The organism is Humidesulfovibrio sp. (genome assembly GCF_031082295.1).
Classification (GTDB): Bacteria; Desulfobacterota; Desulfovibrionia; order Desulfovibrionales; family Desulfovibrionaceae; genus Humidesulfovibrio.
Genome location: NZ_JAVHLD010000029.1, coordinates 22,867 through 38,303 on the forward strand (window position 1 = coordinate 22,867; position 15,437 = coordinate 38,303).

Below are 15,437 nucleotides of genomic sequence, written 5' to 3' on the forward strand. Positions count from 1 at the left end.
GCGGAAGTGTGCTTGGCTACTCGACGGTGGAGTTGGTCACCTTGTACGCGTAGACGTACTTGCTCGTCCCATCCCCTCCGCCGGGGCCACCCTGGCAGCCCTTGTCCAGGAAATGCTGCTCGACCTCGCGCGCGATGTCGTCAGTGCTGCACTTGCGGTAGATCCAATGGCCCGTCTGCTTGCTGACGTTATGTTCCGTAAACAGCCGCCGCTCGGGATCGTCAGTGATGCCCGCGTACCAGGCCGAGAGGCTCCCCCCACAGTCACTGATGTGTTGCTCAATCTCACCCGCGACGCGGGCAGCCTCCGCCGACAGAATCCTCAAACCAAGTCCGAAACCCATATGCAAGCCCTCATTCGGTGTGGCAGCCTTGACAGAAGCCGGGGGCAGAGGCATCTTGAAGTTCCTACGCTTCGTCAGCTCTGCCCAGTGAGATGCATTCTGTGTCCGACTGCCGGGGTTGATGAAATCGAAGCCGAATCCTCTCACTGGGTTCGGCTTCGCTCGTTATGTATGTCGACGTGTGCGGTATGTCAAGCGTGAAAAAGAATGATTGCCTGGTGTGCGGCGGTAAGATTTGAGGTCTACCGAGCATTTCTGGCGCATAACCAGATGAACACACTTGAAATCTGATTTTTCAACTTTGCCCACAAAGAGTTGCCACTTGTTGGCAGAGAATTCCCCGTGCTATTGCTGGTGTGATCCGTCTGCAGTTTGGCGAGATGGGCGCGAATGTCGAACAAGGGGTCGCCAACCTCATCGGCGGGATGATGCGGGCAGGACTTCCCATGCAGCAGCTCCATCCGTGCGCTCGGCTTCATCGTGCCCTTGTGCCGTCGTATTCAAGGTACACGAACTCCAAAAGCTTGGGATGCCACGGGGCGATGATCTGCACCAAAAGCCCAACGGCAGTGGAGGCGAGGACACCATTGGGCCACACGACTTGCGGCCTGCCGCCCGCAGCTCCGTATGCTTGCGCCTCCTGGGCGAGCCTCTCCTCGGTCACGAGGCCGCAGCACCGCAAGCACGGGCCACCAGGCATGGACCGGACCACCTGGCCACTGATCAGAAAACCATTTGGCCCCAAATCGTGCACGTCCATGCCGATGTCGAGGTAAGGGATCAGATGGCGGCGCGCGAACCGTTCAAGCTGGTCGCGCTCCTTGTAGGAATCCACGGCCCCTACAATGACGTCGCAGACTTTCAGCTCATCCATCGTGGCCAGCCATGTGTCGGGCACCGCGACTACTCGGGCGTCAGGCTGTACGCCGCGAATGGCACGCTCTGCGATTGTCACTTTCAGAGTCTCTGCTCCGGCATCGGCCAAGGTCCCGCCCACCAGGCGGTTGGTGTTGGTCAAATCGATTTTGTCGGGGTCGACCAGGACGAATCCGCCCACACCAAGATGCGCGAGTTGCTGGACGACATGGGCCCCACTGCCCCCGAGGCCGATAAACCCAACCGTGCATTCCCGAAGCAGGCTCTCACTGTCGGGTCCGAGAAAGCTTTGGCGGTCAAGGCGATTCATATTGTCCTCCATTTCTTGAGAGGCAAACCCGTCACTGAGAACACGTCAACCGGACGGCAAGGCTGTCGCCGGTCGAACCAGACTTGGCCGTTCGCGGCATCTGTGGTCAGCACGATGGAGCCATGGACACATTGCGGGGCCACCTTGAAGAAGTCGGGGATGAACTTCGCATTTTCGCGCAGGTCGACTCCGCTGAACCAGGGGACGCCGTGCCCACCGTGGCTGTGCACATGGAACAGCGCCACGCGCGAGCCCATGGCCCACTGCAGCGCCTTGCGGATGGCCTCCGGTCCCATCATCGCTCCGACAGTGCGGTCTGGCAGATAGTCCCCGTCCTCCACCGGCCAGTACTCATGGGCGAGAACCAGCACGTTTTCGGAGGCTGCGGTCAGGCCTGCCGCAATGAATCCCACGCGTTCCTGCGCGAAGGCATGCGGGCGTCTGAGGTCCGCGCGAATGCGGTTGAGAAGTGTGGCGGTCGTCTTGAAGATGATATTCATATGAGTACCCTCAAATGGGCGCAGAGCATGGCGGGACATGGCTGTTCCGCCGACACCCCCTGCCAGGGCTGAGCCCACCAGGCCCGGCTGAGGACTTGGTGCTGCGTCCAATTCTGTCCCTTCCCGTCCACCCTCTCCTTGAAGAGAGCCGTGGCCGAGCAGACTCGCCCGCTTAGGGGCATCTCGTAAACGGGGCCATGCCCGCCAGGGGGTGACAAGGTCCACATTTTCTTGAGAATCGACAACAGAAAGAGTTCGTCTCAAAGCCAGTTGCATTTTTTCTCTGCTAGTGTATAGTCAAAACTTTAGAGGTACATTTTTGCCTGGAGAACACACGTGAAGCGCAGCCAGACCAACATGCACACCATCCCCGCCGTGGCCGGACAGGCCCAGCGGCTGGAGCACGTCCTCTTTCTGATGGAGGGGGCCGTCGTGTAGCGCGTCACATCCAGGCGCAGGCACGCGGGCCCCACCTTTCCGGACGTCGGAAGGTGGGGCTTTTCATTTCACCCGAACACAAGGAGGTTCCCATGACTGCGGAACAGCTATCGCGCTTGCGAGAAATCGTCCAAGCCGAGATCAACGAAATCGTCCAGGCCGTGGCTGTATGGCGCGACTGCAATGGACAGGACGAGAACGGCGTGCAGCGCATTCAGGATCACACTGCGCGCATGTCCTCGCTCGAATGGAAGTACGGCATGGACCGCCGCTTCCAGGAACTGTTGCGCCTGCTGTGCCGCATGGAGCACGACGACTTCGGCGTCTGCGAGGAATGCGGAGAGGACATCTCCATAAGGCGGCTGGAGCTTTTGCCCACCACCTCCTTCTGCTCCACCTGCATGGGCCGCAGGGAGACGGCCCGGGCGGTGTGAGGGCCTCCCCTCACGCCCCACCACCTGGAGCAGCCATGAACATCAGACCCAAAGCCATGACCTCCTTGTACCCCACGGATATCCTCTTCCAGACGCCCTGCTGGGCGCGGGTCAAGGCCCGGCTGGGCCTCAGCCCCAAGGCTTTCGACATACCCGCCGTCGGGCCTGGCAAGGATGTGTTGGTCCTGCTGAAGTCCTTTGGCAACCATAAGCTGGCCCTAGTGCCCCAAGGACCGGAGTACGCGCCGTCCGAGGAGCAGTACGGCCCCTTTCTGGAGGACTTCTCCCAGGCCCTGGCGGCCCGGCTTGGGCCGGACGTGGCGTTCATCCGCTACGACCTGCCCTGGGCCTCCCCCTACTCCGAGCAACTTGCGCGAGATGGACAGCACGCGATGCCGGAGCCAAGGCTGCGCGAACTGCGCATGAACATGGGCACCAGTTCCTGGAACATTCGCAAGGCGCCGGAGGACATGACCCCAGCCAATTCCTTGGTGGTGGACCTCACGGGCGAAGAGGCGGACCTGCTCGCACGCATGAAGCCCAAGACGCGCTATAATATCGGCCTGGCTCGGCGGAGGGGCGTGGTGGTGCGCCCGGCCTGTGAGGCCGACTTGCCCAGCTTCTACTCCTTGTATCGGCAGACTGCGCGGCGCAACGGCTTCGCCCCCAGCGGGGCCGCCCACTTTGCGGCCGTGTTCCAGGGCCGGGCAGACGAACTCCCGGGCCAGGACTTCCTCTTTCTGCTGGCGCGGCACGGTCGGGATGTGCTGGCCGGGGCCATCGTGGGCGTCTCCGAGGGCACGGCCACCTTCCTTTACGGGGCCTCCTCCGATTTCAAGCGCAACCTCATGGCCCCGGCCCTCATGCATTGGGGAGCCATGCGCCTCGCACGCGCACGGGGCTGCTCTCGCTACGACATGGGCGCAGTATCGCCTGGGGACGACCCGGCCCATCCCTTCCACGGCCTGTACCGGTTCAAGGCTGGCTTCGGTGGCCAGATCGAGTACAGGTCCGGCATGTGGGACTACCCACTGCGTCACGATGTGTACGCCCTGTATCACGAAGCGGAACTCTGGCGCGGATTGATTGAGAGACGTGGACTGGGCCAGTCGGCACCATGACCCTGTAGGCGTCAGCGAATAGGGCAGAAACAATCAGTATAACCATTCAAGGAACTAGACAGATGAAAAACAACAGAAACCTCGCCTCCCAGCCCTCCGGCTCCCCCAAAAAGCCAAAACGGCCCACCAGTCGAGACCTTACGTTGGCCCGGATAGAAACCGTGCGTCTTTCCCAACGCCAAGAAGGACACTTCGACTGCTTCGGTCGCGCCGTCGATGGCTATTGTGATCAGGGCGGGTGCACATACCATCCAGAGTGCTTAAGCGTTTCACGTCTACTATGACCCATGGCCTTCTGACCTGCCCCCCCTAAACCTGAGCCTGGGATTTTGTTAGTCTCTGGCCAACGGAACCCATGGTTCACCGGTCTGTACAAGGATAGGCGCCTTTGGTATATTGTGAGTAAGAACAAGGAGGATCGCCATGCTCGCCACGGACGACTTGCGTGCTGAACACCAGGGCATCTTGAAAATGCTCGCCATTTTGCGGGCTATCGCTGCTGGCCTGAAACCCGGCGCCCCTCTGCCCCGGAGGCAACTGGGAGACATCCTCGAGTTCTTGCGTGTCTTTGCCGACAAATGCCACCACGGCAAGGAGGAGGACATTCTGTCCCCTGCGCTGGAGCAGGCCGGCATGCCGCGCCAGGGCGGCCCCATCGCCGTGATGCTGCACGAGCATGAGTTGGGCCGGGGGCACATCCGCGACATGGGCGCGGCCCTGGAGGCCGGCGACCCCGCCGCCTTCGCCGCAGCCGGCCTGGCCTACGCGGATCTGCTCACCCCGCACATCGCCAAAGAGAACACCGTGCTCTTCCCCATGGCCGAACGCCTGCTGGGGGCCGAGGCCCTCACAGCCATGCAGGAGGACTTCGAGCGCCTGGAGGCCGAGCGCATCGGCCCCGGCCGGCACGAGGCCTTCCACGTCCTGCTGGACGAGCTTTCGGCCCTGTACCTTTCCTGATCACCGCAACCCGACGGAGACGACCCGATGAGTCTGAAGATAACCGACGCCGTGACCTGGGTGGGCAAACGGGACTGGGAGCTGCGCCGCTTCCACGGCGAGGAGTATTCCACCCACAAGGGCAGCACCTACAACTCCTACCTGGTGCGCGACGAGAAGACCGTGCTCCTCGACACGGTCTGGGGCCCCTACGCCCAGGAGTTCGTGCAGCAGCTGGCCGCCACCGTGGACTTGGCGAGCATCGACTTCGTCGTCATGAACCACGCCGAGCCGGACCACAGCGGCGCGCTGCCGGAGCTGATGCGCCACATCCCGGGCGTGCCCGTGTACTGCACGGCCAACGCCGTGAAATCCATCACCGGCCAGCACCACGTCGACCTGAACTTCCAGGTGGTCAAAAGCGGCCAGCGGCTGAGCCTGGGCAAGCGCGAACTCATCTTCATCGAGGCGCCCATGCTGCACTGGCCGGACACCATGTTCAGCTACCTGACGGGCGAGGACATCCTGTTTTCCAACGACGCCTTCGGGCACCACCTGGCCACGGAGGGCATGTACAACGACCTGGCCGACCCCTGCGCCCTGGAGGCCGAGTGCCTGAAGTACTACGCCAACATCCTTACGCCCTTCAGCCCGTTGGTGAAGCGCAAGATCGAGGAGTTCGCGGGCCTGGGGCTGCCGCTCAAGATGATCTGCCCCAGCCATGGCACCATCTGGCGCAAGAACCCCATGTGGATCGTGGGCAAGTACCTGGAGTGGGCGGGGGACTACCAGGAGGACCAGGTGACCATCGCCTACGACACCATGTGGAACAGCACCCGGCGCATGGCCGAGGCCATCGCCGAGGGCCTGGGCGAGGCCGCCCCCGGCCTTACGGTGAAGCTCTTCAACGCCGCACGCACGGACAAGAACGACATCATCACCGAGGTCTTCCGCTCCAAGGCCGTGCTCGTGGGCTCGCCCACCATCAACCGGGGCTTCCTGTCGTCCCTGGGCGGCCTGCTGGAAATGATGCGCGGGCTGGGCTTCAAGAAGAAGAGAGCCGCGGCCTTCGGCTCCTACGGCTGGAGCGGCGAGAGCGTGAAGATGCTCAACGAGCACCTGCGCCACGCTGGCTTCGAGGTGCCGGACGAGGGCCTGAGTGAGCTGTGGGCTCCGGACGGCGAAGCGCTGGAGCGCTGCCGTGAGTTCGGGAAGACGTTCGCCTTGATGCTTGGCTAGGATATTTCACTAAAGTCGATTCCAAGTCTACAATGGTCAACATCCAAGGTGTTGACTATGGACGAACATTTCCCGGAGCAAACTCGTATGTGGTTTTCCTGGTCGCAAACACTCTATGGCAGGCTCACCTTGCGATATTGCTTGGCGTTGGGAATGGTTGCCGTGCTCATTCTCCTTGGCTACTGGCTGGAGCGGACCAAGGTGCATGACGAAAGATTGAGTGAGTACATGTTCAACCTGGCAGCTCGTCAGCGCATGCTCACGCAACGCGTGGAGGTACTGCTACTCCGTGCCATGCAGGCCAAAGCTGATCAACAGGTCGGCCTGCTGAGGGAACACGGTGTCGTGTTAGACCAATACACAACCGCCCACGAGCAACTATTGCATGGCCCGGCCCGAGACTTGGGAATGACCGAGAATTCCTTAGTTTTTGTAGATTCTCGTAATCGCGGCACCAAGTATGATGCGCTTGCTCACGAATTTATCTCGTTGGCTCGTGTCTCGGCGGAGGAGATAGGCAAGGCAGGCAGTCTAAAGTCTCCCGTGCTGGAACTGGAACGGCTGACTCGACTGGGGGATGACCTCTTGGCGAGCCATGACATGCTCGTGAAGGAACTGCAGGACCAGGGGACGGTCCTGCAACGGCGTCGCGATTGGCTCCTGGCCGGCATCAGTCTTTCTGGCTTGGCAACCCTGCTCGCATCCGGTTTGTTCCTCTTTCGTCCCATGGCGGCCAGCGTGGCCCACTCCCAGGCGAGTCTCGAGGCCATGAATATCAGACTGCAGGAGCAGGCCACCTGCGATCCCTTGACTGGGGCTTACAACCGCCGGTATTGGGCGCAGGTACTCCCCCACGAAATGGCCAGGGCCGGACGCCAGAATACCCTGCTATGCCTCATTATGGTCGATCTGGACCATTTCAAACATGTCAACGACACGTATGGGCATCCAAGAGGTGACCAGGTGCTCAAAGAATTGGCCAAGCGCCTGCGCAAAAGCGTGCGCGCCACCGATACCTTGTTTCGCCTTGGAGGCGAAGAATTCGCCGTGCTCATGCCGGGCACAGACCTCGAGCAGGGGGGGGCCGTCGCAGAAAAGCTGCGTGTTCGAGTGGCAGCACAACCAATGGCCGGAGATTTGGAAATAACGGCCAGCTTTGGGGTGAGCATAACCAGAGGCCAGGAACCGCAAGAGGATTTCATATGCCGTGCGGATGAGGCCTTGTACGCGGCAAAGACCAAGGGCAGGAATAGGGTGGAGACCGCCTAGGGGCGGAACTATACGCTTTTTCAGCCACCGTGCAGGACTGCCGCTCTACCTGCACGTTTTGCATCGGTCATGCAGCGTTCGCAAAGCCACGGGGGTACAAAAAACGAATCGCTTGGTGTGCCCAGCGCAGACATCATTGCAAAAGCCGTCCAACGCGTCGCCCAAACGCACTGGACGGCTTTTCTTTTGTCCCCCAGTCGCAACCTTCAGAGGCAATTTCTACGACCAGCCGTTTCGGCGTCTCGGCATGGGGGGAGTGACCCCCCCAAGTATCAAGCGGGATGCCCAAAGCTTCGACTGTCTTCGTGGGAATCGTGTTGATGCCGGTGAGAGAACAATGGTCCCCTCGCTGGCTGCGAACTGTCATTCCGCCGCAACTGCGAAGGCGCGCACTTGGGCATTGGTCTACTCTCCATATGGGCATCCAGTCTGGAACGAGCAATGGCAATTGGGCACTATTACTCCCGGCGCGGTATTGACAACAGATTGGCTGGGCACTAGTTAGTGTTCAACCACTAACTACGGAAGGCATTCGTGGCCATACGCAAGAACAGCATCGACAGAAAGACGGAGATCGTGGCAGCAACCCTCGATCTCGTCGCCGAACTCGGACCAGAAGGCGTGACGACCCAGGCGGTGGCCGGACGGGTCGGCATCACCCAGGCCGGAGTGTTCCGACATTTTCCGGCCAAGCGCGATCTTTGGCTCACTGTTGCGGAATGGACCGTGACGGAGGCCCGACGCCGCTGGTCCGAGGCTTGTCGGAACGAAGAAAGTCCCCTCGCGAGCATCAGGCGGGTCATAGAGGCGCACCTCCAATTCATACAGGGCACTCCTGCGATCCATTCCCTTATCTTCTCACGTGAGCTGCACACCCAGAACGAGGAGCTGCGCCAGGTCTTTCACAACATGGCCAAGGATTTCCATGCCGTGCTGACGGACTTGTCGCGCCAGGCCCAGGCAGCCGCAGATCTGCCCGGAAACATAGCGCCCCAGGAAATCGCCAAGCTGTTGTTGTCATTGCCTTCCGGGCTGGCCACTCAATGGTCTCTCAGCGGCCGTTCCTTCGACCTCGCTGAAGAGGGCCGCAGGCTTTTGGAAATCTTGCTCGACTGCCTGCACAAGGCACGTTGACCTTTCAGGAGTCCGGTCATGCTCCGACCTCGCAAGCGAATCCTGATCCTGGCCGCCGCAGGCGTGGCCGCCGTCCTCGTGTCGGTTTACCTCTATGCGTTCCGCCCCATTTCCGTCCCGGTGTTGGAGCCGGCGCAAAAGGCGCCGCTCCAGGTATTCGGGCTGGGCACCGTGGAGGCTCGGGTGCTCTCCAAGGTGGGCTTCAAGGTGAGTGGGATCCTGCGGGAGTTGAAGGCCGACCATGGCGATTCGGTCGAGGCGGGCCAGCCGTTGGCGTTTCTGGACAGAAGCGAACAGGAGAACCAGGTGGCCAAGGCCGTGGCCAACCTTGAAAGGGCGAAGGCCAATCTACAGCTGGCCCAGGCCAATCTACAGAAGGCTCGCACAAATTTCGACCTGAAGCAGCAGAACAGCCGCCGACGCCAGGTGCTGCACCAGCAAGGCGTCCTGGCCGGCGAGGAGGCCGAAGTGTCGCTGGCGGCGGCGCAGACCGCCGGGGCCGAGGTGACTCAGGCGGAAGCGGAGGTGGGGGCGGCGAATGCCGCCGTAAGGGACGCCCAGGCCCAGGCCGGTTTTGAAAAGGAGCGTCTGTCCCAGCACGTCTTGGTGGCCCCGTACGGCGCCGTGGTCATCGGCCGACACAAGGAGCTGGGGACCGTCCTGCCGACCGGCGAGCCGGTCTTCACCCTGGCGGACCCCTGCTCCGTCTGGGTGCGGGCCTTTGTGGACGAGGCCAAGGCCGGTCACATCGCAGTCGGACAGCCTGCCGAGGTGAGGCTGCGCTCCCTGCCCGGGCAGCGGTTTGCCGGCAGGGTTGCGCGCATTGACTTGGAGAGTGACCGAGTCGGCGAGGAACGCCGGGTGTACGTGACCTGGGGGGATTGTCCCCGGGAGTTTCATCTGGGCGAGCAGGCTGAAGTAGTGATCGACACCGGTCTTCTGGACAATGCCGTGCTGGTCCCGGAAGCCCTCGTTCAGGGCCGCGAGGGCAATGGCGGGCAGATATGGATCATGGAGGATGGTCGGCTCAACCTGCGCCGGGTGGTTTTCGGGCAGGGCACCCTGGACGGTCGCCTGCCGGTGATCCAGGGGTTGCCAGAGGGAGCTCGTGTTCTCGCAGCTTTGCCGTCAGGCCTGCGCCAGGGACGGCGGGCGACGGCACAATCCGGAGACCGGCCATGAACCTGGCGCTGCGTGACATCCGGCACAATCTGGGGCGCTTTGTGCTGACTTGCCTGGGGCTCAGCCTGCTGCTGGGTCTGGTGCTCTCCATGATCGGCATCTACCGAGGGCTTGTGGAAGAGGCGCTGTCCCTGTCCAGAACCCCTCGGGCCGACCTGTGGGTGGTGGAGGCTGGAAAGCGGGGGCCTTTCGCAGAGTCTTCCCGGATACCGGGAGACACCCGTGAAGTGATCGCCAGTCTATCCCGGGTGGCCGCGGCAGGCTCCTTGACCTATCAGTCGGTGGAGGCATTGCGCTCCGGGGGCAAGTTGCGGCTCTACGTGGTGGGCTACGAGCCAGGGCGGCCGGGAGGTCCGGAGAACGTGACCGCCGGCCGCACCATGGGCCGCAGCCATTACGAGATGCTGGCGGACGTCAAGAGCGGCCTGGTCTTGGGAGAGCAAGTGCGCCTGGGGCGGAACGTCTTCACCGTGGTCGGCCTGACCCGGGACCAGGTCTCCTCCGGGGGCGACCCCGTGGCCTATCTGATGCTGCAGGACGCCCAGCGCCTGCAATTCGAGCTTGAGCCTCCGGTGGCCCGTCGGGAGGCCGAGCGTGGCGCGCCTCCGGCCACCACGGATGTCGTCAACGCCGTGGTGGCCAGGGTCGCCCCGGGCACAGCTCCCGGCCAGTTGGTCGAGGCTGTGGGACGCTGGAAGCATCTCACCGCCCTGAGCCAGTCCGCCCAGGAGGATGTTCTGACCAAGTCGGTGGTGGACAAGTCCCGCCGCCAGATCGGGCTGTTCACCGTGATCCTCCTTGCCGTCTCCTCCGTGATCATCGCCCTCATCCTCTACACCATGACCATGGACAAGGTGCGTGAGATCGCCACCCTCAAGCTCATCGGAGCGCCGGACGCCACCATCATAGGGCTCATCATCCAGGAGGCCGTCGCCATGGCAGTGATCGGCTTCTCCCTGGGCGCCCTGCTCATCAACCTCGCCAAGGACTTCTTTCCCAGGCGGGTGATACTGCTGCCGGGGGACGGGCTGGCGCTCGCCGTTGTGGTGCTGGTCTTGTGCGTGCTGGCCAGCGGGATGGGGGTGCGCCTGGCCCTGAAGATAGAGCCTGCGGTGGCGCTGGGGGGATAAGCGATGGCCGCCTCCATCACCACGCCCCCCCTGGTGGACATCCAGAACCTGTCCAAGTCCTTTGGACAGGGCGATGGCCGCGTCGATGCCCTCAAGCACATAGACCTACAGGTCTATGCCGGCCAGGTCGTGGGCCTGCTCGGCCCCAGCGGCTCCGGCAAAAGCACCCTGCTCAACGTCATCGGTTGCATCCTGGAACCAAGCAGTGGGCGCGTGGCGCTGGACGGGCAGGTGGTCTACGACGGCCGGTGGCTGCAAAAGGACTTGCGCCGCCTGCGCCTCGACCGCATCGGATTCATCTTCCAGTTCCACAACTTGCTGCCGTTTCTCAACGTCTTGGAGAATGTGGCCGTGGTTCTCGAGATCGCCGGTGCCGGCACCGGGCCGGCCCGCCAGCGCGCCCTGGAGCTGCTGCAGTACCTGCAAGTGGAGCACCGCCGCGAAGTCATGCCCTCCAGCCTGTCTGGAGGAGAGGCGCAGCGTGTGGCCATAGCCCGGGCTCTGGCCAATCGCCCCCGCATCATCCTGGCCGACGAACCCACGGCGGCCCTGGACTCGGAACGCGCGGGCGTGGTGATGGACCTGCTGCGCAAGGTGGCGGCTGAACAGGGAGCGGCCGTGCTGGTCGTTACCCATGACGAGAAGATTTTCGATCGGTTTGACCAGATGTTCTACCTGCGCGACGGAATGTTGGCGGACATTGACGGTCCGCACACTAGGTCGAAAGACGTTGCCGAGCGGCGGTAGCTGCTCCCCTTGGTGCGCGCAGCGTCCAGGCTTGGCATCCGGCAGTCAGCTAGTCGCCGTCAGGTGACCTCCTCGCCTTGTTTCTAGTATTGCATCACTCCCATGCTCGGCACGGTCTGGCGAAAGCCACGGCCCGCATTCAACCACAGCATTGCGTTTTCCCATACGGCATGGCCGACGATTCGAAAATCACCTGGAGGTTTAAGGAGGGGCTTGAGGTCGAGAACGAATTTCTGGTACATAACCAGACCCAAAAGGAGGACAGCAAATGGTTACCTCACGGGTTAAAGCGGTTTTCCTGTTTTGCCTTGCGCTGACATTTGGCGTCCTGATTTTCGGCGGCTACCTCATCAACAAGGAGAAACCGCCCATCCCCGCCCAGGTCATGGATCCTGCCGGCAAGGTCCTCTTCAAGGGCGAAGACGTCATCGCCGGTCAAAACTACTATTACAGCAGGGGCGGGCAGCACATCGGGACGATCTGGGGACACGGGGCGTACCTCGCGCCAGACTGGTCCGCCGATTTTCTGCACCGCATGGGGCTTTTCCTGGCGGCGCGCCACCACGGCCTGGACGCTGCGCAGGCGCGGTCGTTCACCCAGGAGGATTTCAAGAAGCTGGACCCGACGGAGCAGGCCCGGCTACAGGTCCTGGTGACGCAGGACATGAAGAAGAACCGCTACGACCCGCGCACGGGCACGCTGGCTCTGACGGAGTTCCAGACCGAGGCTCTTGCGGCCTTGACCGGATATTACACGGAGCTTTTTCAGAACGGCAACAGCCGCATGGGGCTGCAGTCGGGAATCGTGCGGACGGCCGAGGAAGGCCGCGTCATGGCGGACTTCTTCGCCTGGCTTTCCTGGGCGGCGGGCACACAGCGGCCAGACGCGGCCTATACCTACACCACCAACTGGCCTTACGACCCCCTTGTGGGGAACAACCCGCTGCCGGATTTCCTCATCTGGTCCATCGTCAGCGTCATCCTGCTCATTTTCGGCATTGCGGGATCGCTGTTCGTCTACCAGCGGTACGTCGGCCTGGGCGAGTACGAAAGCAACCTGCTGCTTGATTTCCCTGAGCCGCAGCCCTCGCCAAGCCAGAAGGCGACGCTGGTGTTCTTCCTGACCGCCATCGCGCTTTTCACTCTGCAGTTGGGCCTTGGCGCGGTGACGGCCCACTTCACCGTCGAGGGCACCTCGTTCTTCGGCTTCCCGATTGCCTCGTTCCTGCCGTACGCGGCCGTGCGGACATGGCACATCCAGCTGGCCATCTTCTTCATCGCCACGTGCTTCCTGGCCACCGGCCTCTTCGTCGGCCCCTTCGTCGGGGTGGAGCCGAAGGGACAGGCGGCCTGGGTCTACATCCTCTTCGGGGCGTTGGTCGTTGTTGTGCTGGGTACACTTGGCGGGACTTGGCTTTCCGTCTCGGGCTTCTTCGGCGGCGAAGGCTTTTGGTTCGGCCACCAAGGCTACGAATACATCGAACTCGGCCGGGTGTGGCAGCTGCTGCTCATCGCCGGCATGATCATCTGGCTCGTCCTTGTCTGGAGGGCCATCCGACCGGCGGTCAAAGGCGAGAGCGACAGCGGCGGGCTGACGCACATGCTGCTGTACAGCGCCGTGACGATCCCGCTGTTCTATATGGCAGGGCTTCTCTACGGCAAGGGCAGCCACCTCTCTGATGCGGAATACTGGCGCTGGTGGGTCGTGCACCTGTGGGTCGAAGGCTTCTTCGAGGTCTTCGCCACCGTCGTCATGGCGTTCCTGCTTTCGCACATCGGCGCCGTCAGCAAGAAGTTCGCCTTGACCAGCGTGTACTTCATCATCTTCCTGTATCTCGGCAGCGGTGTCATCGGCACTTTCCACCACTTGTACTGGAGCGGCTCCCCGACCATCGTCATCGCTCTGGGCGCGGTGTTTTCCGCCCTGGAGGTGGTGCCGCTGTCGTTGCTGGGATTCGAGGCCGCCCACAATCTGAGAATCGTGGATGACGGCGGACGAGGGTATGCATACAAGTGGCCCATCTATTTCTTTGTGGCCGTGGCGTTCTGGAATCTCGTCGGGGCCGGGGTGTTCGGCTTCCTGATCAACCCTCCAATCGTCCTGTACTATGCCCAGGGCATCAACACCACGCCGATTCATTCGCACGGCGCGTTGTTCGGCGTGTACGGCATGCTCGCCATCTCCCTGATGCTCTTCTCGGTGCGCCACATCGTCACCAGGGCTTCGTGGTCTGACCACCTGCTCAAATGGAGCTTTTGGGGGCTCAATGGCGGCCTTGCCGGCATGATGGTCTTGAGTCTTATCCCCTCAGGATTCTATCAGTTCTACTTCGCCGTCAAGGAAGGCATGTGGTATGCGCGTAGCCCGGAAATCACCTCCGGCGAGTTCATCCGCACGGTGACGTGGCTCCGCATGCTGCCGGATGTTGTCTTCGCGGTGGGGGCGTTTTCCTTGCTGCTTTTCCTCCTGCGGTCAATCTGGTTGAGCTACTTCAGGAAGTCATAGGGCAGACATGCGGGGAGGGACGGCGCGTCTGTCCCTTCCCGCCAGCAGGAGCGTGCAATGGGCATTTTCATCAAAAGGGTCTACGAGCCGGTCGGAGAGGATGGGGTCCGGATTCTGGTGGACCGTCTTTGGCCACGGGGCTTGAAGAAGGAGGAACTTCACGGGCTGTGGTTCAGGGAGATTTCCCCCAGCGCAGCCCTGCGCAAGTGGTTCAACCACGATCCAGATAAGTGGCCGGAGTTCAAGAATCTATATTTTGCCGAGTTGGACGGGCATCCGCAAGAGGTCGAAAAGATCATCACGCTCCTGCGCGAAGGCTCCGTGACGCTTCTCTATGCCAGCCGGGAGAGGGAGCGCAATCAGGCCGTCGCCTTGCGCCAATACCTGGAGATGAAGGGATAAGTTTCCCGTCGATGCTCCTGGGACTTCTCACCTCATGGCGGCAACTCATGACCTCTTAATGCAGGTGTCACATTTCTTCCCTTGACCGGGGTCCAGGGGCAGAGCCCCTGGTCCCGCTGGCCTACCTGCCCATTTTGGCGGCCAGCCAGGAGGTGGGTGCCGGGGCCGGGATGGGCGAGGCTTCGCGGGCGTCGACGCCGCGGGCTTCGCGCAGCTTGTCAGCGTAGATGGCCCAGAAGGCCTGGCCCAGGGCGGTGGAGGCGGTGAGGGGGTAGGCCAGGGTGGCGGCCAGGCGCGCGGCGAGGGTTTCGCAGAGCAGGGCGTCGAACAGTCGCGGGTCTTCCACGCGGCGGATGTAGGCGACGCTGAGCGGCCCGGTTTCGTCGCACAGCACGCTTCCGGCCTGGACCTCCCAGGCGGAGAGGTTGGCGCCGCCGCTGGCCACGAAGAGCACGCGCAGGCAGTCTGTTGGCAGCGGGTAGCTGGCGGACCATCTCCAATTCGGCGAGACGGCGCTTGAGGCCAGCTCGGTGAGGGTCGTGGCGCAGTTCCAGGGGTGCGCGCGCAGCACGGCGTCGCGGCAGGCGGCCCAGCGCTGGTTGCACAGCCGCGCGGCCTTGGTGTTGTCGGCCAGCGAGGCGATGGCCTCTTCGCCGAGGTCGATGAGGGCGTTGTTGCAGATTTCGATGACGCTTGTGGCCATGGTGGCTTCCTCCGGTGGGTTTGCGCGCCGGGCGGGATGCCCGATGCAAATGGCGGAAGTCTACCACGGGGTTTTGGGGTCGGACAAAAATGACCTGTTTTTGGCCGGTAAAAGGACAAAAATGGCGGCTTGACAGGGTTTGGTGGGGGGGGGCGTTCCGGGGC

15 protein-coding genes are annotated in these 15,437 nt (G+C 62.4%); 11 read left to right on the forward strand and 4 right to left on the reverse strand.

From position 1 onward, the window contains the following. Positions 1-16 precede the first annotated feature (16 nt). The 3 genes from RDU24_RS12940 to RDU24_RS12950 all read right to left on the reverse strand — a co-directional run bounded on the left by RDU24_RS12940 (position 17) and on the right by RDU24_RS12950 (position 2,029). Positions 17-325 carry a hypothetical protein gene (locus RDU24_RS12940; RefSeq protein ID WP_308736187.1) on the reverse strand — a complete coding sequence of 103 codons (309 nt, stop codon included), beginning with the start codon at positions 323-325 and terminating at the stop codon, positions 17-19. A 493-nt stretch (positions 326-818) separates the two neighbouring features. Continuing rightward, on the reverse strand, positions 819-1,529 hold the full coding sequence (locus tag RDU24_RS12945; protein WP_308736188.1) for a HesA/MoeB/ThiF family protein: 711 nt from the start codon (positions 1,527-1,529) through the stop codon (positions 819-821). After that, complete coding sequence (locus tag RDU24_RS12950; RefSeq protein ID WP_308736189.1) at positions 1,526-2,029, reverse strand: hypothetical protein; 504 nt, start codon at positions 2,027-2,029, stop codon at positions 1,526-1,528. Before RDU24_RS12950 ends, RDU24_RS12945 begins: the two co-directional genes overlap by 4 nt. Before the next feature lie 530 nt (positions 2,030-2,559). Between RDU24_RS12950 and RDU24_RS12955 the strand changes: the two genes are divergently transcribed. From RDU24_RS12955 to RDU24_RS13005, 11 genes are all read left to right on the forward strand, one after another. Next, positions 2,560-2,901 carry a TraR/DksA family transcriptional regulator gene (locus RDU24_RS12955; RefSeq protein WP_308736190.1) on the forward strand — a complete coding sequence of 114 codons (342 nt, stop codon included), beginning with the start codon at positions 2,560-2,562 and terminating at the stop codon, positions 2,899-2,901. A gap of 35 nt (positions 2,902-2,936) precedes the next feature. Next, entirely contained in the window at positions 2,937-4,022 is a 1,086-nt protein-coding gene (locus RDU24_RS12960; protein ID WP_308736191.1) for a lipid II:glycine glycyltransferase FemX, read from the forward strand. 423 nt (positions 4,023-4,445) lie between these two features. After that, positions 4,446-4,982 (forward strand): hemerythrin domain-containing protein, encoded by a 537-nt coding sequence (locus RDU24_RS12965; RefSeq protein ID WP_308736192.1) that lies wholly within the window; start codon positions 4,446-4,448, stop codon positions 4,980-4,982. A 27-nt stretch (positions 4,983-5,009) separates the two neighbouring features. Then, positions 5,010-6,200, forward strand: coding sequence for an anaerobic nitric oxide reductase flavorubredoxin (locus RDU24_RS12970; RefSeq protein ID WP_308736193.1), 1,191 nt, complete (start codon positions 5,010-5,012; stop codon positions 6,198-6,200). A gap of 57 nt (positions 6,201-6,257) precedes the next feature. Further along, positions 6,258-7,469 (forward strand): GGDEF domain-containing protein, encoded by a 1,212-nt coding sequence (locus RDU24_RS12975; protein WP_308736194.1) that lies wholly within the window; start codon positions 6,258-6,260, stop codon positions 7,467-7,469. Positions 7,470-8,003: 534 nt separating this feature from the next. Then, the gene (locus RDU24_RS12980) at positions 8,004-8,603 is read left to right on the forward strand and encodes a TetR family transcriptional regulator (RefSeq protein WP_308736195.1); all 600 of its coding nucleotides are present in this window, start codon (positions 8,004-8,006) and stop codon (positions 8,601-8,603) included. A gap of 18 nt (positions 8,604-8,621) precedes the next feature. Continuing rightward, entirely contained in the window at positions 8,622-9,785 is a 1,164-nt protein-coding gene (locus tag RDU24_RS12985; protein ID WP_308736196.1) for an efflux RND transporter periplasmic adaptor subunit, read from the forward strand. Then, positions 9,782-10,915, forward strand: coding sequence for an ABC transporter permease (locus tag RDU24_RS12990; protein ID WP_308736197.1), 1,134 nt, complete (start codon positions 9,782-9,784; stop codon positions 10,913-10,915). The genes RDU24_RS12985 and RDU24_RS12990 overlap by 4 nt, the downstream gene beginning before the upstream one ends. Before the next feature lie 3 nt (positions 10,916-10,918). Next, positions 10,919-11,662 carry an ABC transporter ATP-binding protein gene (locus tag RDU24_RS12995; protein ID WP_308736198.1) on the forward strand — a complete coding sequence of 248 codons (744 nt, stop codon included), beginning with the start codon at positions 10,919-10,921 and terminating at the stop codon, positions 11,660-11,662. A gap of 268 nt (positions 11,663-11,930) precedes the next feature. After that, a complete protein-coding gene (locus RDU24_RS13000; protein WP_308736199.1) occupies positions 11,931-14,168 on the forward strand; it encodes a nitric-oxide reductase large subunit in 2,238 nt (745 codons plus the stop codon). A gap of 57 nt (positions 14,169-14,225) precedes the next feature. Beyond that, entirely contained in the window at positions 14,226-14,570 is a 345-nt protein-coding gene (locus RDU24_RS13005) for a DUF488 domain-containing protein (RefSeq protein WP_308736200.1), read from the forward strand. Positions 14,571-14,691: 121 nt separating this feature from the next. Here the strand turns inward: RDU24_RS13005 and RDU24_RS13010 are convergent, their stop codons facing one another. Then, a complete protein-coding gene (locus tag RDU24_RS13010) occupies positions 14,692-15,273 on the reverse strand; it encodes a hypothetical protein (protein WP_308736201.1) in 582 nt (193 codons plus the stop codon). Positions 15,274-15,437 lie beyond the last annotated feature (164 nt).

What these genes read in the sequence shown, in the direction of transcription:
- RDU24_RS12955 (WP_308736190.1), top strand. Translation starts at nt 2,560, where the DNA reads ATGACTGCGGAACAGCTATCGCGCTTGCGAGAAATCGTCCAAGCCGAG.
- RDU24_RS12960 (WP_308736191.1), top strand. Translation starts at nt 2,937, where the DNA reads ATGAACATCAGACCCAAAGCCATGACCTCCTTGTACCCCACGGATATC.
- RDU24_RS12965 (WP_308736192.1), top strand. Translation starts at nt 4,446, where the DNA reads ATGCTCGCCACGGACGACTTGCGTGCTGAACACCAGGGCATCTTGAAA.
- RDU24_RS12995 (WP_308736198.1), top strand. Translation starts at nt 10,919, where the DNA reads ATGGCCGCCTCCATCACCACGCCCCCCCTGGTGGACATCCAGAACCTG.
- RDU24_RS13000 (WP_308736199.1), top strand. Translation starts at nt 11,931, where the DNA reads ATGGTTACCTCACGGGTTAAAGCGGTTTTCCTGTTTTGCCTTGCGCTG.
- RDU24_RS12975 (WP_308736194.1), top strand. Translation starts at nt 6,258, where the DNA reads ATGGACGAACATTTCCCGGAGCAAACTCGTATGTGGTTTTCCTGGTCG.
- RDU24_RS13010 (WP_308736201.1), bottom strand. Translation starts at nt 15,273, where the DNA reads ATGGCCACAAGCGTCATCGAAATCTGCAACAACGCCCTCATCGACCTC.
- RDU24_RS12970 (WP_308736193.1), top strand. Translation starts at nt 5,010, where the DNA reads ATGAGTCTGAAGATAACCGACGCCGTGACCTGGGTGGGCAAACGGGAC.
- RDU24_RS13005 (WP_308736200.1), top strand. Translation starts at nt 14,226, where the DNA reads ATGGGCATTTTCATCAAAAGGGTCTACGAGCCGGTCGGAGAGGATGGG.
- RDU24_RS12990 (WP_308736197.1), top strand. Translation starts at nt 9,782, where the DNA reads ATGAACCTGGCGCTGCGTGACATCCGGCACAATCTGGGGCGCTTTGTG.
- RDU24_RS12985 (WP_308736196.1), top strand. Translation starts at nt 8,622, where the DNA reads ATGCTCCGACCTCGCAAGCGAATCCTGATCCTGGCCGCCGCAGGCGTG.
- RDU24_RS12950 (WP_308736189.1), bottom strand. Translation starts at nt 2,029, where the DNA reads ATGAATATCATCTTCAAGACGACCGCCACACTTCTCAACCGCATTCGC.
- RDU24_RS12945 (WP_308736188.1), bottom strand. Translation starts at nt 1,529, where the DNA reads ATGAATCGCCTTGACCGCCAAAGCTTTCTCGGACCCGACAGTGAGAGC.